Origin of the sequence: Variovorax paradoxus (assembly GCF_022009635.1) — a bacterium.
GTDB lineage: Bacteria > Pseudomonadota > Gammaproteobacteria > Burkholderiales > Burkholderiaceae_C > Variovorax.
In genome coordinates this window covers 6,938,011-6,963,750 of record NZ_CP091716.1, presented here as the reverse complement: position 1 = coordinate 6,963,750, position 25,740 = coordinate 6,938,011, and the positions used below count along the sequence as shown (strand labels likewise).

Below are 25,740 nucleotides of genomic sequence, written 5' to 3'. Positions count from 1 at the left end.
TCTGCTTTTTCTGAAAGATGAAAGGGTGTGGTGGTGTGCGGCCGCTGCGGATCAGATCGCCTGCTGCGCGCGCGCCGCGGCGATGGCCTGGTCGTCCATGGCCAGCACGTCGCGCAGCACTTCGTCGGTGTGCTGCCCGAGATGGGGCGGCGGCCGGCGCACGGGCGCGCGCTCGCCGTCCATCACGTAGGGGGGCGCCAGCACGCTTTGCCGGCCGGCCTCCGGGTCGTCGAAGTGGTGCAGCAAATTGGCCTGGGCGGTGCGTGGCGACGTCAGTGCCTCGTGCATGCCGAGCACTTCGCCGCAGGGAATGCTGGCGGCCGCCAGGCTGGCGAGCAGCTCTTGGCGGCGCAATCCGCGCAGCGCTTCGCGCACCAGCGGCAGCAGGATCTCGCGGTTGGCCGAGCGTTCGGTGTTGGTGGCAAAGCGTGGGTCGGTGGCCCACTCGGGCCGGCCGACGACCTGCTCGCAGAAGCGCACGAACTGCCCGTTGTTGCCCACCGTGATGACCACGGGGCCGTCCGCGGCATCGAAGACGCCGTAGGGAACGATCGAGGGATGCGCGTTGCCGAACTTGGGCGGGTCGCCCGCCTTCAGCAGGGCCTCCATGCCGTAGTACGAGGTGATCATCAGGCCGCAGTCGTACAGCGCCATCTGCACATGGCGCCCGCGCCCGGTGGCGTGGCGCTCGTACAAAGCGGCCAGGATGGCCTGGCCCGCGTACATGCCGGTAAACATGTCCACCGCGGCCACGCCGAACTTCAGCGGCCCCTGGCCCGCTTCGCCGTTCATGGCCATGATGCCGGCCTCGCCCTGCACCAGCAGGTCGTAGCCCGGGCGCTGCGCTTCCGACGTGCTTCGCGCATAGCCGGAGATGGAGCAATAGACCAGGCGCGGGTTCGATGCGCTGAGCTGCTCGTAGCCCAGGCCCAGCTTGTCGGCGCCGCCGACCTTGAAGTTCTCGATGACCACGTCCGATTTCTCGGCAAGTTCGCGCGCGATCTGCGCGCCCGCGGCGGATTGCAGGTCGATGGTGACGGAGCGCTTGTTGCGGTTGGCGCTGTTGAAGTACGAGGTATTCCGTGCGCCCACGCGCACACCCCAGTCGCGCGTGTCGTCGCCTCGGCTGGGATGCTCGACCTTGATGACGTCGGCGCCCAGGTCGGCCAGCGCCATGGCGCACATCGGGCCCGCGAGCACGCGGGACAGGTCGAGAACACGAAGGCCAGCCAGGGGCTGGACATGAGCGGCTTGAGGCATGGGAACGAGTGAAGACGAACGGGAACGAGCGAAGAAAGACGGCAACCGCAGGACAGAGACCTTGCGATGCGTGCGCACAGCGGGCGGGGGATGCGCGGATTATTCGCCGCCATACAAGAATTGACAATCGTGCGATATTCTTGGCGTTTGTGTAAATTTGAAATTGACAATAGATGTTCAAGCCCTGGGCCTGCTGGTCGACATCATCGAAGCCGGTAACCTGAGCAAGGCGGCCGCCATGCTGGGCATGAGCCGGGCCAACGTGAGCCAGCGGATCAACCGCTTCGAGCGCGAGCTCGGCGCGCAGCTGCTGCGGCGCACCACGCGCCAGCTCGAACCCACCGAGCTGGGCATGAAGCTGTACGCGCACGGGCGTGCCGTACGGCACGAGGTGAAGGCCGCGGCCGAGGCCGTGAGCAGCCTTGGCAAGGGCCTGCAGGGAATGATCCGCCTGAGTGTGCCCAGCGGCTATGGGCAGTTGCGCATGTCGGGATGGCTTTCGGAGTTCATGGAGCGGCATCCGGAGATCACGCTGCACGTGATCTTCGACAACGACATCGAGGAACTGGTGAGGGGCTCGGTCGATTTCGCGGTGCGCGTGATGGCCGAACCGCCGGCGCACCTGGTGGCCCGCGAACTGGGGCCCGTGCGCTACGTGGCGTGTGCGACCGCCTCGTTCATCGCGCGGCACGGAATGCCTGCGAGCCTCGAAGAGCTGAAGCAGCTGCCGCTCATCACGTCGCAGCAGACCGGCGAACGCCTGAGCATGACCGGCGTGCAGATGGGCGGGCAGCGGTCACCGCAGACGCGGCCGCGGCTGATCTCCGCCAACTTTCATTTCCTGTGCGATGCGATCGCGCAGGGCCTGGGCGTGGGGCTGGTGCCGGACTACATGGTGCAGGCGCCCATTGCGCGTGGAGAGATGCAGGCGCTGGCGCTGCAGGATGGCGACCTGGACTTCCTGTCGACGCAGAAGTTTCTGCTTTATATGCCCAGCAGGTACCAGACGCAGGCAGTGCGGACGCTGATTGATTTTCTGGTGGGCAAGGAGCGGGGATAGCGTCCCCGCATCATGCGGACCCGCGCCCGCAGGACGGTCGCGGCCCTCGGGAATCAGGGCGCTGCCGGGAAGCGAAGAGGGTCAGCCGGCGTGGCTGCCCAGGATGCGCAGGGCGATGCAGGGCGTGAGGTTGAAAAGAAGAATCCCCACCTTGTAGAGCGCCATGCATCCATAGTGAATGCCGTCGAAGCGCTCTTGCGAGATGTGAAACCACCGTCCGTGGAGCCTTCGCATCCACTCATGCGCGAACCTGAAGGCGATAAACCAGGCGAGCAGCACCGCATAGTTGAGCACTGCGCACCACAGCAGAAAATCGCTCGCTACCTGAAGCGTCATGGCCGATCTCGATGAGGCGCCGCTCTGGGCCGATGGCCGGAGTCCAGCCACGGGGCCGAACATCTGCGGGGCTGCGCACCTGGCGGAGATTTTCGTTCGTCGTCTTGCTTTGCCTGGGGTCCTTCTAGTGCAGTTGCCGAATTCGTTTGGCGGAGCTTCTGACGAGCTCTCGCGATCACTCGAAGATACACGAAAGAGGCGCAAATGTGCGCGCAGAACGCATGTCGGACAAGGGAATGCTGATCAAATCCAACGCTCGCACGCCTGGAAACGACAAATGAAGCCCCTCACCCATCGCGATGCCCTGCTGGTAGAAGAAATCATCTCGGACGTCGCGCGCCTGGAGATCATGCCGAGGTTCGACGGCACCACGGTCAACAGCACGCGCGAAAAGACATCGGCATTCGATGTCGTCACGGATGCCGACGAAGCCGCCGAGCGCGAGATCTCGGCGCGGCTGCGGGAAGCCTTCCCCGGTGCCGCGATCATCGGCGAGGAGGCGGCGGGACGCGACCCCGGTTTGATGGCGCGCATCGCGACCGCCGACCTGGCATTCATCGTCGATCCGATCGACGGCACCAAGAATTTTTCATGCGGGATTCCGCTCTTCGGCGTGATGGTCGCGGCCACGGTGCGTGGCGAGGTCGTCCTCGGGGCGATCCACGATCCGGTGTGCCGAGACACCGCGCTCGCCATTCGCGGCGAAGGTGCCTGGCTGCAAGGGGGAGGGCGGCCCACGGTGGACTTGAAGGTCGCGGCGGCAGTGCCTCTTGGCGACATGCAGGGCGTTGCCGGGACCAATTTTCTTCCGGAGCCGCTGCGATCGACGGTGACCCGGAATCTCTCGCGGATCGCGATGAATTTCTGGCTGCGCTGCGCGGCGCACGAGTACCGGATGGTGGCCGCCGGGCATTGCCATCTGCTGGTCTACAACCGGCTGATGCCATGGGACCATGCTGCCGGCTGGCTGCTGCATCAGGAAGCGGGCGGCTTCAGCGCCCACTTCGATGGAAGTCCCTACAGACCCGAACACACCTCGGGCGGCTTGATCTGCGCACCCGATCGTTCGTCGTGGGAACAGATCCGGGCGGCGCTGCTGGAAGGGCGCTGACCCGAGGCGAGCGCGGCTTTGTCCGACACATTTCTGTGTCAAAAAGAACTAGCGTCTGCCACGTAGCGGCAGACGCCGCAACCTGCACACCGTTGTCTTCAGCGAGATCAAGAAAAATGGCAGCCGGCACCCCTCCCGCCACTCCAGACGAAGCTGCCCAGGATCTCAGCCGCCCGCTGAACCTCGGCTTGGTCACCGACGCCGACTACCGTCTGATGATCGATTCGATCACGGACTACGCGATCTTCTTTCTGGACCCCAGCGGCATCGTGCTCAGTTGGAACACCGGCGCCAGACGACTCAAGGGCTATGAGGCCCACGAGGTGATCGGCGGTCCCCTGTCGATGTTCTATCCGCCCGAACTGCTCGAGAAGAACTGGCCGCAGCACGAACTCGAGGTCGCGGCGAGGGTGGGTCAGTTCCAGGACGAAGGGTGGCGGCTTCGCAAGGACGGCACGCGCTTCTGGGCCAGCGTCGTCATCACGCGCCTGATGGGGCCGGACGGCAAGCTGCGCGGCTTTTCCAAGATCACGCGCGACCTGACGGAGCGCCAGAAAAACAACGAGCTGCTCAAGGCGAGCGAAGAGCGGTTCCGCCTGATCGTCGAGGGCGTGAAAGACTATGCGATCTTCATGCTCGATCCCAGCGGCTACATCGTCAGCTGGAACGCCGGTGCCAAAGCCACCAAGGGGTATGAGGCGCACGAAATCATCGGCAAGCACTTCTCCGTGTTCTATCCCCCGGAGGTGGTGGCATCGGGCTTCCCCGAGAAGGAATTGAGAGTCGCCCTCGAAGTCGGCCGCTACGAGGACGAGGGTTGGCGCGTGCGCAAGGACGGCAGCCGGTTCTGGGCGAGCGTGGTGATCACTTCGCTGGTCGATGCGAGCGGCCGCCACCGCGGATTCGCCAAGGTCACGCGCGATCTGACCGAACGGCGGCGCATCTCCACGCTCGAGGACGAGGGGCGGCGCATCACGACCTTTCTGGCCATGCTCGGCCACGAGTTGCGTAATCCACTGACACCCATCTCCAACGCGGTGGCGATCATGGAGCGCCTGGGCCCGGGCGTCGACGCAAAGACGCTGGCGCGGATGAACAGCATCATCGCCCGGCAACTCCGGCAGATCACGCGCCTGGTCGACGACCTGCTGGATGTCGGGCGCATCACGAGCGGAAAGATCCACATCGAGTCCAAGCCCGTGAAGCTCTCCGAAGTGATCGACGAGGCGCTGGAGATGGTGAGACCGTCGGCCGACGCCAAGCATCATGCGGTGGTGCTTCGCGCGCCTGCCGAGGAGTTGTGGATCGCCGGAGACCGCGCCCGCATGATCCAGGTGGTCTGCAACCTGCTCAACAACGCCGTCAAGTTCACGCCGGATGGCGGCCGCATCGAGATCTGGCTGCGCTCGGACGGCCGCAAGGCGGAGATCGGCGTGAGCGACAACGGCCCGGGCATTGCGCCCGAGCATCTGCCTCGCATCTTCATGTTGTTCGCCCAGGGCGATCAGGAAATCTCGAGGCCGCAAGGCGGCCTGGGCCTGGGGCTGACCCTGGTGCTTCAGCTGGTGACCCTTCACGGCGGCGAAGTCAACGCCTACAGCAAGGGCATACCGGGTGCGGGCGCCGAATTCATCGTTCGCCTGCCCAGCGTCGCCGCGCCGCTGGAGAGAAGAAAGGACAAGGGCGGGGAGGCCGGCAAGATGGTCCTGGTGGTCGACGACAACCGGGATGCGGCGGAGACGATGTGCCTGCTCGTGGAAAGCCTGGGCTACCCGACCCGCACGGCCTTCGATGGTCCGTCGGCGCTGGAGGCGATCAAGGTCGAGCAGCCGGAACTGGTGCTGATGGACATCGGCTTGCCGGGATTCAGCGGCGTGGAAGTGGCCCGGCGGGTTCGCCGCGAAGTCGAGCAGCCTCCGGTTCTGATCGCAGTCACGGGGTTCGGGCAGGTGTCGGACCGGGAGCTGAGCCTGGAAGCCGGGTTCTATGCCCACCTGACCAAGCCGATCGATGTTTCGCAGCTGGAAGGCCTGCTGGAGCGGTTGCTCGGCAAAGCCTGAATCGCGTGCGTGTCGTGCGCCGCGAAGAGTTGATGGCCGACATGTCGACCGTAGCCTGAGCGAGACCATTGCGTGCAAAGGCCGCTCGATGGAGCGAGAACTGCATGAACGACATCACCACACCCTATCGGCAATCGGGCGACGACCCCATCGGGTCGATGCCCGACACGTCCAGCACCTCGTATGCGCACCGGTCACGGATCCTGTCGTCCTTCGACCACTTCGCGAGCCGGGTGACGCGGTGGGCCGGGACGCCGCTGGCCTTTTGCATGGCGCTCCTGTCGGTGCTCGTGTGGGCGCTCGTAGGGCCGCTGTTTCACTTTTCCGAGAACTGGCAGCTGGTCATCAACACGGGCACCACGATCGTGACGTTCCTGATGGTCTTTCTCATCCAGCAAAGTCAGAACAAGGACAGTGTCGCTTTGCACCTGAAGCTCAACGAACTGCTTGCGGCCAGCAAGGTCGCGAGCAACCGGATGATCGGAATCGAAGACCTCGACGAGCAGGATCTGCGGGAGGTCGCGGAGTTCTATGTGCGGCTGGCCGCACGTGCGCGAAATACCGCGGCCTGCAAGGAGCGCCATTCCATCGACGAACAGGGCTGAGCAGGTCCGGTGCCCCGACGCCCCGCGGCAGGGTGTGGGAACGCCGAGGAAGCAAGAAAATCGCCTCGCTTTCTCGAACAGCTCGACGCGGCGAAGGCCTACACCGGGGCTCGTGTCCTGGCGCGACGGTATGGCGTTCCAATGTTTGCGAGGCCAACGCCATGACATTCGCCGTTTTCCTGGTGGAGGACGAGCCCCTGATCCAGGACAGCCTGAAGGTGGTCATCGAGGGCTTTCTTCGTGCCCAGGTTATCGGCGCAGCGCGCTCCGAAGCCGAGGCGGTCGCGTGGCTGCAGACGCACGAAGGCGGCTGGCATCTGCTGGTGGTGGACCTGTTCCTCACGCAGGGCTCGGGACTCGGCGTGCTCGCCTCGCTTGCGCAATGCCTGCAAAAAGGCGCGGTGGTGGCGCTGACCAACGCGGCGTCGCCCGACAATCGGACAGCCTGCATCCGGCTCGGCGCGGATGCGGTCTTCGACAAGACCATCGAAGTCAACGAGTTCCTGAGCTACTGCGAGGCCGCAGCGAAGAAACATTCCGGCTAGCGGCGCGGACGATCCAGGAGGGTGCCTCATGCAAGATTCCAACGATCGCAGCGATCGTTTCGTGCGCGTACGTGGTGCGCGTGAACACAATCTGCGCAACGTCGATGTCGACATTCCCCGTGACGCACTGGTTGTTTTCAGCGGCATCTCGGGCTCGGGCAAGTCCTCGCTCGCCTTCGGCACCCTGTATGCCGAAGCGCAGCGGCGCTACTTCGAATCGGTCGCGCCGTATGCGCGCCGGCTGATCGATCAGGTCGGCGTGCCGGCGGTCGACGCCATCGACGGCCTGCCGCCGGCGGTGGCCTTGCAGCAGCAGCGCGGCACGCCGGGCGCGCGCTCGTCGGTGGGCAGCGTCACGACGTTGTCGAGCCTGCTGCGCATGCTCTATTCGAGGGCAGGAGACTATCCCGCGCGGCAGCCGATGCTGTACGCGGAGGATTTTTCGCCCAACACGCCGCAAGGCGCATGCCCGACCTGCCACGGACTGGGCCGGGTCTTCGAAGTCACCGAGCAGTCGATGGTGCCCGACGACTCCCTCAGCATCCGCGAACGCGCGATTGCCGCCTGGCCTCCGGCCTGGCACGGGCAGAACCTGCGCGACATTCTCGTGACCATGGGCATCGACGTCGACAAGCCCTGGCGCAATCTGCCGAAGAAGACGCGCAACTGGATCCTCTTTACCGAAGAGCAGCCCACCGTGCCGGTGTACGCGGGTTTCACGCCGGCCGAGACGCGCGCCGCGGTGCGCAGCAAGATGGAGCCGAGCTACCAGGGTACGTTCATGGGCGCACGCAAATATGTGCTGCACACCTTCGCGACCACTCACAGCGCATTGATGAAGAACCGCGCCGCGCGCTTCATGGTGGGGGGCGACTGCCCGCAATGTCACGGCAAGCGGCTCAAGCGGGAGGCCTTGTCGGTGCGCTTCGCGGGTCATGACATCGGGGAGATCGCACGCATGTCGCTGGCCCGTCTCGCGGATGTGCTGCGCCCCGTGGCACGGGGCGAGTCGCCGGGCGCCGCTGCCCCGGTTGCCACCCGGCGCGCCTCGCTTCGCCAGGCGGCACCGGGCAAGGGCGCGAGCCATGCGAGTGCCCCCGACGTGCGCCGAACACCCAACCAATCGGCGGAAAAACGCATCGCCGCGCAACGCATCGCGCACGAGATGCTCGAGCGCGTGACCACGCTGCTCGAGCTGGGGCTGGGCTATCTGTCGCTGGACCGCAGCACGCCCACGCTCTCACCCGGTGAATTGCAGCGGCTGCGGCTGGCCACGCAAATCCGTTCGAACCTTTTCGGGGTGGTGTACGTGCTCGACGAGCCCTCGGCCGGGCTGCATCCCGCGGACGGAGAGGCGCTGGTCCTGGCGCTGGACACGCTCAAGCGCTCGGGCAATTCGCTGTTCGTGGTCGAACACGACCTGGACCTGATGCGGCGCGCCGACTGGCTGGTGGACGTCGGACCGGATGCGGGAGAAAAGGGCGGCCTCGTGCTCTACAGCGGCCCCCCGGAGGGCCTGCGCCATGTGGCGCAATCGCACACGGCCCGATACCTGTTCTCGGCGCATGCGGGGCCCGTCCGGCCGCCGCGAACGCCAAGGGGATGGCTGAAGCTGGAGGGCCTCACGCGCAACAACCTGTCGAACCTTGCGGCGGCGTTTCCGCTCGGGGTTCTGAGCGCCGTGACCGGCGTGTCGGGGTCCGGAAAATCCAGCCTGGTCAGCCAGGCGCTGGTCGAGCTGGTGGCCGCGCATCTGGGCCACGAGCCACCGCCGGCCGAAGAAGAAGAGGGGGAAGAGCCGGCGGCGCTGGCGAGTCGAACCTCCGGCCACATCGTGCAGGGCATGGAGGGCATTCGCAGGCTGGTGCGTGTCGACCAGAAGCCGATCGGCCGTACGCCGCGTTCCAACCTCGCCACCTACACGGGCCTTTTCGACCATGTGCGCAAGCTCTTCGCCGGCACCCGGGCCGCGAAGGCCCGCCGCTTCGACCCCGGGCGGTTTTCATTCAACGTCGCCAAGGGCCGCTGCCCCACCTGCGAAGGCGAAGGCTTTGTCAGCGTAGAGCTTCTGTTCATGCCCAGTGTGTATGCGCCTTGCCCGGCTTGCCACGGGTCGCGCTTCAATGCACAGACCTTGAGCGTGCGCTTGCGCGATCGCACCATTGCCGACGTGCTGGCCATGACCGTGGATGAGGCGCACACGTTCTTCGAGGCCGACGTGGCCATCGAGCGCCCGCTGCAACTGCTCAAGGCCATCGGCCTGGGCTACCTGCGGCTGGGGCAGCCGGCGACGGAACTTTCGGGCGGCGAGGCGCAGCGCATCAAGCTGGCGACCGAGCTGCAGCGGGCCCAGCGCGGCGATACGCTCTATGTGCTGGACGAGCCGACCACGGGACTGCATCCCGCGGACGTCGACAAGCTGACGGCCCAGCTCGACAACCTCGTGGACGCGGGCAACACCGTGATCGTGATCGAGCACGAGATGCGCCTGGTCGCTGGCTGCGACTGGGTGATCGACATGGGGCCGGGGGCAGGCGGGGAAGGCGGGCGCATCGTGGCCAGCGGGGCGCCGAGCGACGTTGCCAGGAGCAAGAAGAGCCGCACCGCGCCCTATCTGGCGCGCTGGACCTCGCCCGCGCACCGCGAAACTCAAAGACCGTAGTAGTTGTTGATGCTGGCGGTGTAGCGGTCGTCGTAGTCGGGCACGCTGGCTTCGGCGTACTTCGGTGCGCCGTCGAGCGTTTCCTTCTGCAGGGGAACCACATAGCCGTCCTGGGCCGTGTCGTACTTCAACATGCTCCATGGAATGGGATAACGGTCTTTGCCGATGCCCAGGAAGCCGCCGAATTCCAAGACGGCGTAGCGCACCTGGCCGGACAGTTTGTCGATCATGAGGTCATCGATGGTGCCGAGCTTGTCGCCGGCCGTGTTGTAGACGGCGGTTCCTTCGACCCGCTCCGAGGAAATGACGTTTGCCGAGATGGTCATGGCTTGCTCCATGTCGACGTATCTGGGAGGCGTCGACGAATGCTTCAAAGCCCAGACCGACGGTTTGCGCCGTCTCTTCACCGCGCCTCATCGGCGAGGCTTTCATTGCGCTGTAGGACGGTAGGAGCCCGGACCAATCCTGCGGCGTTCGCCTTCAACGCGCGGGATTCTGCCCGCAGGCCTCGGCGGATGCAGCCCCCTTGCAGTCCTTGCGCGGCGGGGGCGGAGAGAGCGGCGAAGAGAGCGGAGAAGAGGGCGCGCCGATCGGCTGGTTGCGTTCGCCGGGCAGGTCATTGGCCGGGGGCCTTTCGACCAGGCCGGGATCCCTGCCGGGCGGAACGGGCTTCGCCAGCTTCGAGTCCACCGAAGCCGGCGGCCTTGCGATGATTTCCGCGTCGGGGGGCGGGCGCGAGTTTTCAGGGCTGGGCTGAGCCGCGAGCAATCCGGGCGAAAGCGCGATGATCGCGCCCAGCAGGAGGGTGCTTGTCGCCCGCGGGAACATCGAAGGATTCATGGGCGGTAATGCATGGTTCTTTCGCATCGCATCGGTCCTTTCGGGATGTGGCGCGGTCCTGAGTTTCCGCAGGGCAGAACTCTCAGCCCTGGCGCTTGAAGTACTGGACCTCGCGTTCGTGCTGCTGCGCCTGTTCGCGCGAACTGAAGGTGCCCAGGTTGCGGCGCTTGCCGGTCTTGGGGTCGGTCTTGCGCGAGTAGAGGCGGTATTCCCCGGAAGCAAGTTTTCGGATCATCGGAACTCCTCGGCACATGTCGGGTGGTTGACCAGCGGGTGCGGTGCGTGTCGCTCGAAGCGACGTTGTTCGCTTGAACGGAAGGCGCGTGTAGGAGCACATCGTCTCTTGAACGCAGTCCAAGGGCACTGCGCGGGCATTTCCGCGCGCCGAATCCATGGAATCGCGGCGCTGGCCCCGGACAATCTTTTGCGGTTCGACCCAACGAGGCCTGAAGATTGCATACATGGACCAGATCCTGGAGGGATATGGTGCATTTCATTACGCGTCGCCTCAGTCGGCTCAGCGTTGGCCGCAAGCTGCTGGTCATCTACCTGCTCGACCTGAGCGCGGTCATCTTCATCAGCGGCATCCTCATCAACGAGAAGTTCATCGCGATCGATTTCGGCCGCAAGGAGATGGCGGGCGCGGCCTACATCGACCGCATGCGCACGGCGCTGCTGGCCACCGCCGGCTGGCACGGCGCCGATCCCGCGCCGCCGCAGGCGCTCGAGCAGCTCGAACAGCAGTACGGCGAGGGCCTGCAGAGCGCCGAGATCAGCCAGCGGTTCCGTGCGGCGCTGGCGTCGGCCGCCCAGACCGGGCCCGCCGGGCTCGAGGCGGCCAAGCGCGCGGCGCTCGAGCAGGGACGCGCACTGGTCACGCGCATCGGCAACCAGTCGAACCTGATCCTCGACCCCGACCTCGACAGCTACTACACGATGTCCCTGGTCTTGCTGCGCTTTCCGGAGTTGCTCGAACTCGGCTCAGACATGGCCGCGCGCCTGCACGCGCCCGGTGCCAGCGGGCTTGCCGCGACCGAGGCGCGCACGCAGTACTTCATTCTCGAGGGGCGCATCGACGCGATCGCGGCCAGCATCAAGAGCGACTATGCGGAGGCCTTCGCCGCCGCCAAGGGGCCCTTGCAGGCGCGGCTCGAGCCCTCGCGTGCGCGCCTGCTGGCCAGCATCGACGCCTTCAGGCGGGCATCGCGCAGCGTGCTGGAGTCGAGCGACAGCAGCGACAACAGCGGAAGCAGCCGCGGTCTCGTGGCGTTCGATGCGGCCCAACAGACGTTGTTCGCCGAACTCGACGGCGCATGGTCCGGCGCCATCGGCGAGCTCGACGCCATGCTCACCTCGCGAGAGCACGGTTTCTTCGCGCGCATGTGGATGCACCTGGGCACGGCGCTGTTCCTGCTGCTGATGATCCTCACGGCGGTCTTCTACGTGGCGCGCCAGATCTCGCTGCCCCTGCGCCGGCTGTCCGGCGTGGTCGACACCGTGCGCCGCACCGGCGACCACAGCCTGCGCGCGCATTGGGACAGCGGCGACGAGATCGGCCTGCTGGTGCTGGGCTTCAACGACATGCTCGCGCAGCTCGACCGCCAGCGGCAGGCGCAGCAGGAGCTCGCGGCCAGCGCCCGCGCAGCCGAGGCGCAACGAGATCTGGTCGCGGCCATTCCGATTCCGCTGATGGTCACGGCCATCCCGACCCACGAGGTGCTCAACGCCAACCCCAGTGCGCAGGCCTGGCTTGGCGGCGGCACGCGCGACCCCTGGGCGCTGGGCGTGGCGCCCGGCGTGCGCTCGCGCTTCTTCCAGCAGCTGGCCGATCGCGGCGCCGTCGACGAGTTCGAGGTGCGCTGGCTCGGAGGCGCCGAGCCGTCGTGGGCGGTGCTGTCGGCGCGGCGGCTGGTCTACCAGGGGCAGGACGCGCTGCTCACCGCCTTCACGCCCATCAACCACCTCAAGCTGATGGAGCAGCGGCTGATGCTCTGGGCCAAGGTGTTCGAGGCCTCGTCCGAAGGCATCCTGATCATCAACGGGGAGCACCGCATCCTCACGGCGAACCGCGCGCTGTGCCGCCTCACGGGCCACGACCTGGGCGATCTCGTGGGCGAGCCACCCGAGCAGCTCATGAGCGACGGCTCCCTGCATTTCGCGGACCTGTGGCCGGTGCTCGACCAGCGCGGCACCTGGCAGGGCGAGGTCACCGTGCGCCGGCGCAACGGCGACAGCTACCCCGCGTGGCTGGTCGCCAGCGTGGTGCGCGACGGGCCGGAGCGCATCTCGCACTACATCTTCACGTCCATCGACGTGAGCGACCGCAAGCGCAGCGAGGCGCGCATCCGCTTCCTGGCCCATCACGACGTGCTGACCGAGCTGCCCAACCGGTCGCTGTGCATCGAGCGGCTGGGACTGGCGCTGCAGCAGGCGCAACGCAAGGGGCAGCGCGTGGGCGTGCTGTTCATCGACCTGGACCGCTTCAAGAACATCAACGACTCGCTGGGTCACCACGTGGGCGACGCGCTGCTGCGCTCGGTGGCCGCGCGCATGAGCCAGGCCGTGCGGCCGGGCGACACGGTGAGCCGCCTGGGCGGCGACGAGTTCGTCGTGGTGCTCAACAACGTGGCCGACGGGCAGGAGATCCTTTCGCTGGTCGAGCGCCGGCTCATCTCGCTGATCCGCCAGCCGCACGACATCGACGGCGCCGAGATCCATGTGTCGTGCAGCGTGGGCATCGCGGTGTACCCCGACGACGCGCAGGACATCGATGCGCTCATGCGCCATGCCGACGTGGCCATGTACCAGAGCAAGGCGAGCGGGCGCGACACCGCGCGCTTCTTCACGCCCGAGATGAACGAGCGCGCCCAGCAGCGGCTGCAGCTGGAGTCCAGCCTGCGCCACGCGATCGAGCGCGACGAGCTGAGCCTGCACTACCAGCCGCGCATCGACGCGCACAGCGGCGAGCTGATCTGCGTGGAGGCGCTGCTGCGCTGGCAGAGCGCGGAGCTGGGACAGGTGCGGCCCGCACAGTTCATCCCGATCGCCGAAGAGTCGGGGCAGATCGTGGCCATCGGCGCATGGGTGATCGAGCAGGCCTGCGCGCAGCACGCCGCCTGGCGCCGCGACGGGCTGGGGGCGATCCGGGTGGCGATCAACATGTCGGCGCTGCAACTGCGCGACGGCGGCCTGCTCGAGGTGCTGCGCGGCGCCATTGCGCTGTACGGCGTGTCACCCGGCGATCTGGAGATCGAACTCACCGAGTCGACGCTGATGGACGCGGCTGAGCAGTCGCTGGTGCAGCTGCACGCGCTGAAGTCGCTCGGCGTGATGCTGTCGATCGACGATTTCGGCACCGGCTATTCAAGCCTGAACTACCTGAACCGATTTCCCATCGACAAGCTGAAGATCGATCGCTCGTTCATTCACAAGATGCTCGGCGACCCGACCGACATGGCCATTGCCCGGGCGATCATCGGGCTGGGTCATACCCTGGGACTGCGCGTGGTGGCCGAAGGCGTGGAGCGGCGCGAGGAAGCAGACACCCTGCGCGCGGCGCGATGCGACGAGCTGCAGGGTTATCTCATCTCCCGGCCGATGCCGGCAGGCAAGCTGGCGGGGTGGATTGCACAGGCCTCGCGGCCCGCGTGGTGCGCAGGATAGGTCCGCGCCGTTCTAGGGGAAACCGTGCACCAGCCGCTCGAACACGTCGTCGGAACCCATCTGGCCACCCTTGAGCATGATTTCCAGGCCGTCGAGCGAGGCGTCGTCGCTGTGCAAGCGACACAGCGAGGTGCCGGCGCCCATGTCGGCGAGATAGGACAGGGCCCACGCGTCAAGCGCCTGCACGCCGTGGCTGGACGTGTCGCCGCCTGCCACGCCGATGCGCTTCAGCGGCACGGCTGCCAGCACTTGCGCCAGCAACTCGCCACCCGCGCGGGCCAGCGCCTGGGCGTCCAGCCCGATGCCCGATGGCACCGGGCCGGGCGCGCGCGTGCAGGCCAGCACGTGGTGGCCGTGCGCCAGGCGGCGGATGATGGCCTCGGCCTGATCGGCTGCGCCACGTTGCGCCAGCTTCTGTGCGTCGAGCCGCACGATGTCGAATGATTTCGCCGTCGCCACCTGCCGCGCGGTGACAGGCGACAGGCTGCCCGCAAGTACAAGCACCGGGCCGTTGGCCGGTGGCATACCGGCGCGCGCCGGCGGCGCACTGTCGCCTCCCGGGTGCGGCAAAGCCATCGCCAGTGCATCCACCACGCTGCTCGGCCCCGCAGCCAGCAGCGTGGCGCCTTGCGCCCTGGTCCACAGCACCTGGCCGATGGCTCGCAGCTGCATCGCATCGGCCACGTCGAACAGCACGGCGTCCGCCGGTGGCAGATCCAGCGTCTGCCGCAACGCCGTGTCCAGAGCTTCGCAGCCGCGCGATGCTGCGGTGAACGGCATGGAACGCACATCCGCGAGCCCCTGCTTGGCCAGGTGCAGCCGCAGATCCGCCTCGTCCATGGGCGTCACCGGATGGATGCTCATCGTCGGGTGCCGGTCGACGCGGTGCACCTGTGCGCCGCTGCCGGCGGCCGCGAACAGGTTTCCGAAGAGGCAATAGCGCCCCAGGTTCGGCTGCCCGCCGACGATGGCAGTCCACGGCTGCTGCACCGCCGCGCGCAATGTGCGCACGGCCGCGCCGATCGAGCCGATGTGCGGCGCGCTGTCGAAGGTGGAGCAGGTCTTGTAGTGCAGCACGCGCGCGCCCAGCGAGCGGAACAGGGCGGCCACCGGGCGAAGCTCGGTGCGCATTTCCTCGGGCGTCATGGCGCGCGACGCGCCCGCGATGCCCAGCACGTCGAGCGGCCCGGTGCGGTCGAGGCGCGCCGCGTCGGGCACTTTCAGGAACAGCAGCGCGCGCAGCCCCGCGCGGGCCGCGGTGCCGAGCGTATCGGTCGCGCCGGTGAAATCGTCGCCGTAGTAGACGATCGACGGACACGGCCTCATGGCCTGCCGAAGAAGGCGAGGGCGCGGGCCAGTTCGGGCAGGTCCCTGGCGGCGTCCACCAGCGGCACGCCCGCGCGCGCGGCCGACCATGCCTGGCGGATGCTCGTCACGCCGGCGGCCGCGCCGTCGGGATGCGCGAGGATGCCGCCGCCGGCCATGAAGAGCAGGTCCTCGCTGCCGATGGCCTTCCACGTCGCGGGCACGGTGCCGGCCCATTGGCCCGAGGAAAAGGCCGGCATCACGCGATCATCCGCCGCATCGCTCAGGGGTGCGAAGCAGTCCCGTGCGGACGCGATGACTTCGCTGTCAGGCTGCGAGAACTTGCCCTGCAAGCCGTGCACGTGCATGTGGTCCACACCCGCCAGGCGCCACAGCGTCTGGTACGCCTGGAACGAAATGCCCAGCAGCGGATGTCGCGACAGCGCGCCGTAGCCGTTGCGGTGTCCGTGCAACGCGAGCCCCGTGTGCCGACGCAGGGTCTGGATGCCCGAGTGCCCGCACCAGTTCAGGCTGGCCATCACGCACGAGCCGCCTTCGCGTTCGACGAGGTCGGCATGCCGCTTCATCGCGTCGGTCTCGTCGGTGATGTTGAAGGCCACCATCACATGCTTGCCGGTGCGCTCCTGATGCGCGCGCACGACGGCCATCACGGCCGGCACGCGCTCGGCCAGCGGCGCATGCGTTGGATCGGCGCACACCTCGTCGTCCTTGATGAAGTCGACGCCTGCCGCGCAGAGCCGGCCGACGAGCTCGGCCGTCTGCGCGGCGCAAAGGCCGACGTTCGGCTTGATGATGGTGCCGACGAGCGCGCCGCTCGTCACGCCGGTCGCACGCCGCGTGCCGGCGATGCCGGCGCGCGGCATCTCGAACCGCGCGCGGTAGGGCCCGGGCACCTGCAGGGCTTCGAGCCGCAGCCCTGTCACTTCGCCCAGGTCGTAGAGGTTGCCCGACACGGTCGCGGCCAATGTCGGCAGGTTCGTGCCGATGTTGGCCACCGGGAACGAAATGTCGACGTGCGCGCGCCGCCACGGGCCCCGCGCGCCTCGGCGTTCGAGCAGGGCGTTCGGCAGGCTCGGCGCCTCGGCCGGCGCCAGCTCGGTGATCGCCTCGACCGTGGCGCGTGCGCGTGCGCGCAGCGCATCGGTTTCTCCCTCGACGCGCGTGAAAGTGCCGCACGACTGTTCGCCGGCCATGACCTGTGCCACGGCGGCCACGTCATGCGGTGTCTCGATCAGGTACCGCGCGCGCACGCGCTCGGGCGTCATCGCGCTCACAGCTTGCTCAGGTCTGGAAAGGGCCGCACCGGCTCGCTGCCGTCCCAGCCCTGCGACGCGCCGCGGATCAGGTCGAACATCTTGCCTTTCGGGCCCGCGACTTCGGACAGCTCGATGACGGTGCCCGGGTGGTATTCGGTGTCGAAGTAGATGAAGCGTCCGCGCTCGCCCACTTCGCCGCTCATCACGGGCTTGAAACCCTGCGCCGTCAGGCGCGCGAGGTCGGCGTCGTAGTCGGCGGTCCAGTAGGCCACGTGCTGCAGTCCCGTGCGGCCGGCCTGCAGGAAGTCGCGGTACATCGAAGGCACGTCGTTGCGCGTCTGGATGAGCTCCACCTGCACGTAGCCCGAGTTGGCGAGCGCCACCGAGTTGTGCGGCTCGTGCGCCTGGCCGTTGTAGCGGTAGTTCCTGATGGGCACGCGGGGGTTGTAGAACCAGGGGCCCACGCCCAGCTTCGTGCTCCAGTAGTCCATGGCGGCTTCGATGTCGTGCACGACATAGCCCAGTTGGCGGATCTCGCCGAGGAATCGACTCATTGCAGTTGGCTCCGTGGATGTGAGTGTGTGGTTGTGGTGTGCATCAGAATTTCAGGAAGCCGATCGAGAACCACGGGAACAGGGCCACGATCACCAGGCCGACCAGCATCGCGCCGATGTAGCCCCAGATGTGCCGGATGCCCTCGTCGGGGTTGACCTTGCTGACGGCGCACGCGCCGTAGTAGCCCACGCCGAAGGGGGGCGCGAACAGGCCGATGCCCATGGAGAAGATGACGACCATGGCGTAGTGCACCTCGTGCACGCCGGCGGCCTTGGCGATGGGAAACAGCAGCGGCCCGAACAGCACGATGGCCGGAATCCCCTCGAGCACGCTGCCCAGCACGATGAAGGCGACGATCGACACGGCCAGGAAGCCATAGGCCCCGCCGGGCAGCGTGCCCATGACCCGCGCCAGGTCCTGCGAAAACCCCGACTGCGTGAGGCCCCAGGCCATGGCCGTGGCGCAGCCGACGATGAAGATGATCGCGCCCGAGAGCGAGGCCGTGTCGACGAGCATCGGCTTGAGCCGCCTCCAGTCGAACTGGCGGTACACCACCAAGCCCACGACGGCCGCGTAGACGATGCCGATGGTCGACACTTCGGTGGCCGTGGCCACGCCCTCGACCACGGCGGCGCGTATCACGAAGGGCAGCAGCACGGCGGGCAGCGCCACCAGAAGCAGCTTGCCGATCTCGCGCTTGCTGTAGCGCTGCACGCCGCTGAGGTCTTCGCGGCGGTAGCGCCACCAGACCACCGCGCACAGCGCGGCGCCCAGCACCACCGCCGGCAGCAGGCCGCCCGTGAACAGCGCCGCGATCGAGACACCGGTGACCGAGCCGATCGTGATCAGCACGATCGAGGGTGGAATGGTCTCGGTCTGCGCGCCGGTGGCCGACAGCAGCGCCACCAGGTCGCCGGGCTTGGCGCCACGCTTGGTCATCTCGGGGAAGAGCACGGGCGCGATGGCCGCCATGTCCGCGATCTTGGAGCCCGAGATGCCCGACACCAGGTACATCGCGCCGATCAGCACGTACGAGAGGCCGCCGCGCACATGACCCAACAGGCTGGCGAGGAACTGGATCATGGCGCGCGCCATGCCGGTCATCTCGATGAGCGCGCCCAGGAAGATGAACAGAGGCACCGCCAGCAGGATCAGGTGCGACATGCCCTCGTCGAGGCGGCCCACCATCACCAGCAGCGGCGTGCGCGTGGTGAGCGCCAGGTAGCCGAAGGTCGCCAGCGCGAACGAGAAGGCAATGGGCACGCCGGAGAGCACGGTGGCCGCCACGATGACCACGAAGAAGATCACCAGGTTGAGCTTGCCGAGGGTGGCGAATACCGGTGCGGCGAGCCAGAAGGCGCCCGCCAGCGCAGCCGTGCCGACGAGTGCGAATGCGATCTGCCGGCCGGTGCACACGCGCAACAGGCGCAGCAGTGCCATCACCAGCATGATGCCGATGCCCGCCGGAATGGCCGCGGCGCGCCATGCGTTGCTGACCTCCAGCGCCGGCGTGACGATGAAGGACTCTTCGTGCGCGTAGTCGATCGACGGCCAGACGATCAGCACCAGGAACGCGACCGAGGCCGCGATCGCGAACGCATCGAGCATGGCGCGCGTTGGCGGGCGCACCTTCTGCAGCAGCGCGGTCATGCGCATGTGCTCGCCGCGCCGCAGCGCCACCACGGCGCCGAGCATCGACAGCCACAGGAAAAGGATGGACGCGAGCTCGTCGGACCATACCAGCGGCGCGTGGAACAGGTAGCGCGAGACCACGCCGGCGAACAGCACACAGATCTCGGCGAGCACCAGCAGCGCGGCCACGGCCTCGACCGCTGCACCAAGCACACGGTCGATGCGCGACGCCATGCCGCTCAGCGGGTTGGCCGAGGCGCCGGCGAAGGCGGCCGCCTCGAAAGTCGATTCATGCGCCATGGGTGGTCAGGCCAGCTTGCCGACCGCGCCCTCGAGCAGCGCCCAAGCCTCGGGGCCGAAGCGGCCTTTCCATTCGCCGTAGAAGCCCGACTCGCGCAGCTTCGCGCGAAAGCTCTCGGCGGCGGGGCGGTTGATGCTCAGGCCCTTGGCCTGCAGGTCGCCGACCACCGATTCGTTGAGCTTGCGGATGTCTTCGCGCTGCTGCATGCCGGCGTCGTTGATGGCGCGGGCGACGATGGTCTTCAGGTCTTCGGGCAGCGCTTCCCAGGCGCGGCCGTTGGCGATGAACCAGTAACCGTCCCAGATGTGGTTGGTGAGCGAGCAGAACTTCTGCACCTCGAACAGCTTGGCAACCTGGATGATGGGCAGGGGGTTCTCCTGCGCGTCGACGATCTTCGTCTGCAGCGCCGAATACACCTCGCTGAACTGCAGGCTCGCCGGTGCGGCGCCCAGGCCCTTGAACATCGAGATCGACAGCGGACTGACGGGCACGCGGATCTTCAGGCCGTCCATGTCCTTGGCCGTGGCCACTGCAGCCTTGCTGCTGGTGGTCTGGCGAAAGCCGTTGTCCCACATCTTCTCGAACGCATACAGGCGCGCCTTGGCAATGGCGCCGCGCACGTGCGCGCCGAGCTTGCCGTCCATCGCGGCCCAGACCTGGGTGTAGTCATTGAAGGCAAAGCCCACGGCATTGATGGCCGCCACCGGCACCAGCGTGGCGATGACCAGCGCCGAGGGCGTGAAGAACTCGATGCCGCCCGAGCGCACCTGCGCCAGCATGTCGGTGTCGCCGCCGAGCTGGTTGTTGGGGAAGATCTTGATCTCGACGCGGCCCTTGGTCTCCTTGGCGATGCGCTCGGCCGCCTCCTGCGCGCGGATGTTCAGCGGGTGCGTCAGCGGCAGGTTGTTGCCGTACTTGTACGAGAACTCGGCGGCGCGTGCGATGCGCGGCAGCGCCGTGACGATGCCGGCGGCGGGGAGGGCGGAAAGGGTGCGCAGGGCACGCCTGCGGGTCAGCGAGGTCATGATTTTGTCTCCGTGATCGTCCAGTTCTTGCGGACTGCGGTTGATGCAATTTGATGCATCATTGAATTCAGGCCAGAGGAAAGATAAAAGGATGCATGATCCTGGTCAAACTTGGCTCTGATGGTTTTTGATGTATGAGGGATAACCCTTCACCACTTCCGGGCTCGTCTTCTCCGCCCGTGGAAGCCCGACGCGCACGCGTGCTCGACATCGCCCGCGCGGCGAACGTGTCGACCGCCACCGTCGACCGCGTGCTCAACCGACGCCCCGGCGTGCGCGACGCGACGGTGCAGCGCGTGCTCAAGGCCGCGGGCGAACTCGATTACCTGCCCGGGCCTGAGCTCTATGCCGCGCTGACGCCGCCGCCGCTGCGGCTGGTGTTCCTGCTGCCGGCGGGCACCAACCGGTTCATCCGCATGCTGGGGGACATGGTGGGCTACGCGCAGGAGCACTGGGCGCCGTTCAACGTGCAGTGCCGCACCGTGTTCATCGAGAGCTTCAATCCGCATGAGCTGGCGAACGCGCTGCACCGGCACGGCCAGCGCTGCGACGGCATCGCGATGATGGCGCTCGAGCATCCGGCGGTGCGCGAGGCGGTGGCCGCGCTCGCCGCACGCGGGCTGCCGGTGGTGACGCTGATCTCGGACCTGTCGAACTCGGAGCGCGCCGCGTTCGTGGGGCTCGACAACCGGGCTGCCGGGCGCACGGCGGGCTACCTCATCGGCCGTTTCATCGGCGCGCGCGCCGCGAAGGTCGCGCTCATCGCGGGAAGCCTGAGCTACAAGGCGCACGAGGAACGCGAGGCGGGCTTCCTGCACGTCATCGACGAGATGTTCCCGCGGCTCGAAGTGGTGGGCCTGCGCGAAGGGCAGGACGACGCGGACAAGAACTACCGCCAGACGCGCGCGCTGCTGGAGCAGCACCCGGACATGGGCGGCATCTACAACATCGGCGGAGCGTCCGACGGTGTGGCGCGCGCCCTGAAGGAAGCGGGGCGAGCGCAGAAGGTGGTCTTCATCGGCCACGGCCTGACGCCCGATACGCGCGCCTTGCTCATCGACGGCAGCATGGACGCGGTGATCACGCAGAGCCCGCACACCACGCTGATGAGCTGCGTGCGCATCTTCACCAACCTGCGCGACAAGCGCGAGGCTCTGAGCGGCGTGGAAACGACGCGCAGCCAGGTGATTTTTCGCGAGAACCTTCCGTAGCCAGAGCCTAGGGCATGCCGGGATCAACGCTGGTGGCACGCCAATGGCGATTGCTCGGCGGATACGTGCTGGGAAAAGTTGCTCCGAAACAGTCCGTCCGGAGCCGATTCCGGAGTTCGCAGGTCTACCGGGTCCGAAATTTCTGAGATTGCGTCAGCTCACTACCAGTTTGACCGCGTGCTTCCCACGTGCCTTGGCGAGCGTGGACAGAAGGAACTTGGAACTCGTGCCCTATAGTTAACATAACACACATTGTGATATTTGCTGATGCAGCGCCTTCGTAAGCGGGGTCTCCTCGTTTTCAGTGCAATAAGTGACGGTACGAAAAGCTAGCACTGGCGCGGAGGTGGTGTTGGTAGATCGTTGATTTCATTGACTTTCCTGTTCACTTTCAAATCTGCGATTCGTGGCGTCAAACCGTGGTCGGTTTCATCCATTGGTGCCAGTTATCGATGCATTTGGCCGCGAAGGCAGGATTTGGTCAGCATAGCGGTCAACCGGGAAGCGAAACACACCCCGCAAGTTGATGCTCTCCAGCCTGGTGGGCGCAATCTTCCCGATCAGTTCCGGTGGAATGACCTGGCGGCGGTTCGACCAGCGATCCAGGACCGCCTGCATCTGTGAGGTATTCCACGCCATCACGATGTTGGCCATCAGGCTCAACGCATCGGCCACAGCCTGCATTTCATCGACACGTTTGGCCTGCGCCGGGCTGATCCGGCCGGTATAAATGGCGCGCTTGAGGGCGTTAACAGCCTCGCCCCGATTGAGCACCCGGCGCAACTCGTTCCTGAAAGCGTCCTTGACAAAGTAGTCAGCCAAAAACGCCGTACGCAGCAACCGCCCCAATTGCACGCCAGCCTCATAGATTGGATCGCCCTGGGCGGCAGAACCGAACCGCGCAAGAGCTGCCACCGCACTGGCATGTCCGCTCATGACCGAGGCTGCCAGGTGCACCAGACTATCCCAATGCTTTTCGATCAAAGCGACGTCGACATTGGCTTCGCACACCGCAGCGATTTCTGCGGGCACTTTGGTGCCGCGTGGCACAAAGAGGTGGCGCTGTTTGAGTTCCTTCAACCGCGGGCAAAGATCAAAACCAAGCAAACGGGCATGTGACATGGCAAAGTCGGTGTAGCCATGGGTATCCACAGCAAGCTGGCTGGTCTCCAGCTTTTCTTGGCGGATGACACCTTCAATGGCCACGCCCGCCTGGCGCTCATTGAGCACAAAGGGCTGCGCATGGAAGATGCCCCACCGGTCTTTTACATGGGAGTAGATTCCAATGGAAGGTGTGTTGCGCCGAGGATCAAGCCGGGCTTGCCACACCCGTTTGGTGGTCTCCATGCTCATCATGTCAGAAGATGCCAAATCGGACCGCCCCCAGGTGGCGGCAATCGGGTGTCGCTGCATGAATTCCAGCACAGCCTGGCAGGCCTGGCTCAGACGCCGTTCGTCCCGCGCCCAGCGCATGGCCTGGCGAATGCTGGTGGCAGACAATTGCGGAATCATGCGCGCGCATTCGACCGCAGTCAGACTGGTGCCGTGGGCCATGATGCCGGCATAGACCATCAGCAGCTCGTCGGTAGAGCGCGGCTCACGTCCGAGCATGATCCAGCTAAAGCGCACCTGGGCGTCAACGGCCAGAATCACTTCCGGCAATTGAACCTCACCGATGCGGTGATCCAAAGCCGCGCGCAGCTTGGTCACTTCTGGGTCTTCGTCCTCTGCGGGCAATGGCGACAAATGGAGTTCATCATCCACGCGCAGTACGCCACTGCGGGCTGCAGCGGCCACCGCATCGACACCGGCAGTTACTCTGGCCAGCAAAGGCTTCAAGAAAGTGGCAGCCTTGCTGGGTAACGATAGACGGGCATAGTGTTTCTTGGACTCTGCCTGCCAACGCTCGTCCGTGAAGAACAAGCGCGCACGACCCCGAAAGCTCAGGCTGTGCTCAATCCAGACCGAGCCATTGCGCACCGCGCGGCGCAGGGCAAACAGGGTGGCCACCTCCAACGCCTGAAACGCCCGTTCCCGGTCTGGGCTGGAGATCGAAACCTGCCAGATCATTCCCAGACTTGGTGCCACCACTTCAACTGGCAGCTTTCTGGATCCTTTGAGATATAAAGCTTGCAGCTTGGCAAGGTACTCGATGGCAGGATGCTCGCCGGTGGCCTGCCAGGGCAGCTTTGCAATGGCGACGAGCAACGACCGCACGGGGCGAATTCCATCAATCAATCCTCGCGGACCAGGGAGGCCCTGCTCGGTGGTTTGCGTTTCTGGGTTTCGGTGATCAAGGCTTCAAGACGGGCACGCAACTCAGCATCTGGCACCGCACCTTGCGCGCTCAAGGCAACAAGTTCGCCGAGCAGCGTTTTGTACATTGCGGCCCAATTGACGGTAGCGGGGACATCGGCGGCAGCCTGACGCCACAGATCGGCGATCCGGCGCTGCACCATAAGGATCAACTGGTCTGTGGTGGTGAACAGGCAATACCGAAGAAAGCATGCGACCTCCACGGTGCGCGCTGGCTCTTTGATCTTGGCTCCGGCTGAGGGCGGCCTGGAGACAAGTCGGCGCGCGTAGCGGCGCAAGATGAGATCGGGGATGTCTGCCAGGTGCTTATGAACGTCCAGCGTGTAAAGCAGGTCGATGCGCTCCAGTACCTCGCTGATTTGGCGGGTTGAGTGTTTCGCCGGTGCAGCCCATAGCCAACTCTGCTGGGTTTGTCCATCTGGGCGCAGCTCTGAAACTGAGGCTCGCCAGCGATCAAGTGTTGCTGGATCAACGCTGGCGGCGATGGCGGTGCCTGTTTCAACTTCAAGCTGGGCAAGTGCCGCCGCAATCAGTGTCCGAATTGCCCGCTCGTGCACGATCACCAGCTTGTTCTTGTACAGCCATTGACGCGCCCGCACGAGTAGCTGATCGCGGTCGGCGCAGCGCGCCACTTCGTCGCGCAGTTCACGTACCAGTGAGCGGCGCTGGTGCTCGCTCATCCACTGGAATCCAAGGACCGTGCAGGCTACTTGTTGGTGATCGAATAGCGTGCGCCCGCGTTCATACATGGCTCTCAGCGAGGCGACTTCTGGTGCTGCAATGCCAAGCTCGTTGCCAAGGTGGCGCCACAAGGCTACTGGAATTACCCGAAAGGCACCGAGCAAACGCCCACTCATGCGCAGGAAACCAATATGGAGCGCCAGACCAAGCTTGTGGGAATCACCTCGGCGTGCATTGATTGCGTCGCGCTCGGCACCATCGAAGGTGAAAAATGCCTTCATCTCGAAGTCGCTGATATCGCGGGGGAGCCCACGCATCCCCAAAAACGTTGTGTGCCAACCCTGCATCGTGAACCTCAAAAGTGGGAGGCCACCATACCCGTTTACAAAGCGAACAGGAAAGTCAATGAAATCAACGGTCTACCCAGACCACCCCCGCGCCAGTGCTAGCTTTGCGTACCGTCACTTATTGCACTGAAAACGAGGAGACCCCAACCAGCTTTGGGTTGCAGACTTTACCTATGTATCGACATGGCAAGGTCAGATGTTTGCGGCCTTTGTGATTGATGTCTATGCCCGCCGGATTGTGGGTTGGCGAGTCAGCAGCCACATGCGCACTGACTTTGTTGTGGATGCATTGGAGCAAGCTCTCTACGCACGGCATCCTTCAAGCGATGAAAAGCTGATTCATCACTCCGACAGGGGGAGTCAGTACGTGTCCATTCGCTACACAGAGCGCTTGGAGGAAGCTGGCCTGATGCCTTCGGTGGGCAGCACCGGCGACTCCTATGACAACGCCCTGGCTGAAACTATCAACGGCTTGTACAAAACGGAGGTCTGGACCGGCCAGCCTTTCGTAGACACCTAGGAGCCATAATTCATGGCAACGACAGAGGTGTTTATGAGCAACAGGCAGTACACGGATGAGTTCAAGGCCGAAGCGGTCAAGCAGGTAACCGAACGTGGCTTCCGGGTGGCCGATGTGGCCCAGCGGCTCGGGGTCTCCACCCACAGCCTGTACGAGTGGCTGCGCAAGGCGAAGAGCGCTGCCAATGCCGACGGCGCGGAGGCGGCACTGCTGCCGACGGCGAAGGACTCGGCGGAGGTCCGGCGACTGAAGGCCGAGATCAAGCGTCTGACCGAGGAGCGCGACATCCTAAAAAATGTCCGCTGTCAAGGACTTTCGATTTGCATCGGACGGACGCAAACCCATATCTGACGCGGGTTTAGAGGGTATTCGGGTTCCGGGTAGCTACGGACCGCATCCATGTCAGGAGTTGCATGGGAGCCTGGGGA

At 65.8% G+C, this 25,740-nt stretch carries 18 protein-coding genes and 3 pseudogenes; 10 read left to right on the top strand and 11 right to left on the bottom strand.

All coding sequences use genetic code 11. The annotated features are described in order from the left end of the window. Positions 1-51: 51 nt before the first annotated feature. Positions 52-1,260 (bottom strand): CaiB/BaiF CoA transferase family protein, encoded by a 1,209-nt coding sequence (locus L3V85_RS32700; protein ID WP_237676719.1) that lies wholly within the window; start codon positions 1,258-1,260, stop codon positions 52-54. Positions 1,261-1,429: 169 nt separating this feature from the next. Between L3V85_RS32700 and L3V85_RS32695 the strand changes: the two genes are divergently transcribed. After that, positions 1,430-2,320 (top strand): LysR family transcriptional regulator, encoded by an 891-nt coding sequence (locus L3V85_RS32695; protein WP_237680699.1) that lies wholly within the window; start codon positions 1,430-1,432, stop codon positions 2,318-2,320. A gap of 81 nt (positions 2,321-2,401) precedes the next feature. Here L3V85_RS32695 and L3V85_RS32690 read toward each other — a convergent pair whose 3' ends face one another. Then, positions 2,402-2,656, bottom strand: a complete 255-nt coding sequence (locus L3V85_RS32690; protein WP_237676718.1) for a DUF6868 family protein — start codon at positions 2,654-2,656, stop codon at positions 2,402-2,404. Positions 2,657-2,933: 277 nt separating this feature from the next. On the opposite strand from L3V85_RS32690, the gene L3V85_RS32685 reads away from it, so the two are divergent. From L3V85_RS32685 to L3V85_RS32665, 5 genes are all read left to right on the top strand, one after another. After that, the gene (locus tag L3V85_RS32685; protein ID WP_237676717.1) at positions 2,934-3,767 is read left to right on the top strand and encodes an inositol monophosphatase family protein; all 834 of its coding nucleotides are present in this window, start codon (positions 2,934-2,936) and stop codon (positions 3,765-3,767) included. 116 nt (positions 3,768-3,883) lie between these two features. Next, a complete protein-coding gene (locus tag L3V85_RS32680; RefSeq protein ID WP_237676716.1) occupies positions 3,884-5,827 on the top strand; it encodes a PAS domain-containing hybrid sensor histidine kinase/response regulator in 1,944 nt (647 codons plus the stop codon). A 104-nt stretch (positions 5,828-5,931) separates the two neighbouring features. Next, complete coding sequence (locus tag L3V85_RS32675; RefSeq protein WP_237676715.1) at positions 5,932-6,432, top strand: low affinity iron permease family protein; 501 nt, start codon at positions 5,932-5,934, stop codon at positions 6,430-6,432. Positions 6,433-6,593: 161 nt separating this feature from the next. Then, positions 6,594-6,977 carry a response regulator gene (locus L3V85_RS32670; RefSeq protein ID WP_237676714.1) on the top strand — a complete coding sequence of 128 codons (384 nt, stop codon included), beginning with the start codon at positions 6,594-6,596 and terminating at the stop codon, positions 6,975-6,977. 28 nt (positions 6,978-7,005) lie between these two features. Continuing rightward, positions 7,006-9,639, top strand: a complete 2,634-nt coding sequence (locus L3V85_RS32665; RefSeq protein WP_237676713.1) for an excinuclease ABC subunit UvrA — start codon at positions 7,006-7,008, stop codon at positions 9,637-9,639. Here the strand turns inward: L3V85_RS32665 and L3V85_RS32660 are convergent. The 3 genes from L3V85_RS32660 to L3V85_RS32650 all read right to left on the bottom strand — a co-directional run bounded on the left by L3V85_RS32660 (position 9,627) and on the right by L3V85_RS32650 (position 10,714). Beyond that, a complete protein-coding gene (locus L3V85_RS32660; RefSeq protein WP_237676712.1) occupies positions 9,627-9,965 on the bottom strand; it encodes a PRC-barrel domain-containing protein in 339 nt (112 codons plus the stop codon). The two genes, L3V85_RS32665 and L3V85_RS32660, sit on opposite strands and share 13 nt — an antisense overlap. Positions 9,966-10,119: 154 nt before the next feature. Then, a complete protein-coding gene (locus tag L3V85_RS32655) occupies positions 10,120-10,479 on the bottom strand; it encodes a hypothetical protein (protein WP_237676711.1) in 360 nt (119 codons plus the stop codon). Between the two features lie 82 nt (positions 10,480-10,561). After that, positions 10,562-10,714: a hypothetical protein gene (locus tag L3V85_RS32650; protein ID WP_237676710.1), complete on the bottom strand. Its 153-nt coding sequence runs from the start codon at positions 10,712-10,714 to the stop codon at positions 10,562-10,564. A gap of 248 nt (positions 10,715-10,962) precedes the next feature. Here L3V85_RS32650 and L3V85_RS32645 point away from each other — a divergent pair, with 248 nt between their 5' ends. Continuing rightward, entirely contained in the window at positions 10,963-14,142 is a 3,180-nt protein-coding gene (locus tag L3V85_RS32645) for an EAL domain-containing protein (RefSeq protein ID WP_237676709.1), read from the top strand. Between the two features lie 12 nt (positions 14,143-14,154). On the opposite strand, the gene L3V85_RS32640 is transcribed toward L3V85_RS32645, so the two are convergent. From L3V85_RS32640 to L3V85_RS32620, 5 genes are read right to left on the bottom strand one after another with little or no spacing between them, the layout of a single operon-like run. Continuing rightward, positions 14,155-15,468 (bottom strand): four-carbon acid sugar kinase family protein, encoded by a 1,314-nt coding sequence (locus L3V85_RS32640; protein ID WP_237676708.1) that lies wholly within the window; start codon positions 15,466-15,468, stop codon positions 14,155-14,157. Further along, positions 15,465-16,733: a ribulose-bisphosphate carboxylase large subunit family protein gene (locus tag L3V85_RS32635; protein ID WP_237680698.1), complete on the bottom strand. Its 1,269-nt coding sequence runs from the start codon at positions 16,731-16,733 to the stop codon at positions 15,465-15,467. The genes L3V85_RS32640 and L3V85_RS32635 overlap by 4 nt, the downstream gene beginning before the upstream one ends. A 5-nt stretch (positions 16,734-16,738) precedes the next feature. Beyond that, positions 16,739-17,278 (bottom strand): VOC family protein, encoded by a 540-nt coding sequence (locus L3V85_RS32630; RefSeq protein WP_237676707.1) that lies wholly within the window; start codon positions 17,276-17,278, stop codon positions 16,739-16,741. A 43-nt stretch (positions 17,279-17,321) separates the two neighbouring features. Continuing rightward, positions 17,322-19,211 (bottom strand): TRAP transporter large permease subunit, encoded by a 1,890-nt coding sequence (locus L3V85_RS32625; protein ID WP_237676706.1) that lies wholly within the window; start codon positions 19,209-19,211, stop codon positions 17,322-17,324. A gap of 6 nt (positions 19,212-19,217) precedes the next feature. Continuing rightward, positions 19,218-20,237 (bottom strand): TRAP transporter substrate-binding protein, encoded by a 1,020-nt coding sequence (locus L3V85_RS32620; RefSeq protein ID WP_237676705.1) that lies wholly within the window; start codon positions 20,235-20,237, stop codon positions 19,218-19,220. A 134-nt stretch (positions 20,238-20,371) separates the two neighbouring features. Between L3V85_RS32620 and L3V85_RS32615 the strand changes: the two genes are divergently transcribed. Then, the gene (locus L3V85_RS32615) at positions 20,372-21,448 is read left to right on the top strand and encodes a LacI family DNA-binding transcriptional regulator (protein ID WP_237676704.1); all 1,077 of its coding nucleotides are present in this window, start codon (positions 20,372-20,374) and stop codon (positions 21,446-21,448) included. A 429-nt stretch (positions 21,449-21,877) separates the two neighbouring features. Here L3V85_RS32615 and L3V85_RS32610 read toward each other — a convergent pair. Next, positions 21,878-24,792, bottom strand: a pseudogene (locus L3V85_RS32610) (Tn3-like element IS1071 family transposase). Between the two features lie 142 nt (positions 24,793-24,934). On the opposite strand from L3V85_RS32610, the pseudogene L3V85_RS32605 reads away from it, so the two are divergent. Together L3V85_RS32605 and L3V85_RS32600 are read left to right on the top strand one after the other, a co-directional pair. Further along, positions 24,935-25,282: pseudogene (locus L3V85_RS32605) on the top strand (DDE-type integrase/transposase/recombinase); the annotation flags it as partial. 63 nt (positions 25,283-25,345) lie between these two features. Beyond that, a pseudogene (locus L3V85_RS32600) lies at positions 25,346-25,615 on the top strand (transposase); the annotation flags it as partial. Positions 25,616-25,740 lie beyond the last annotated feature (125 nt).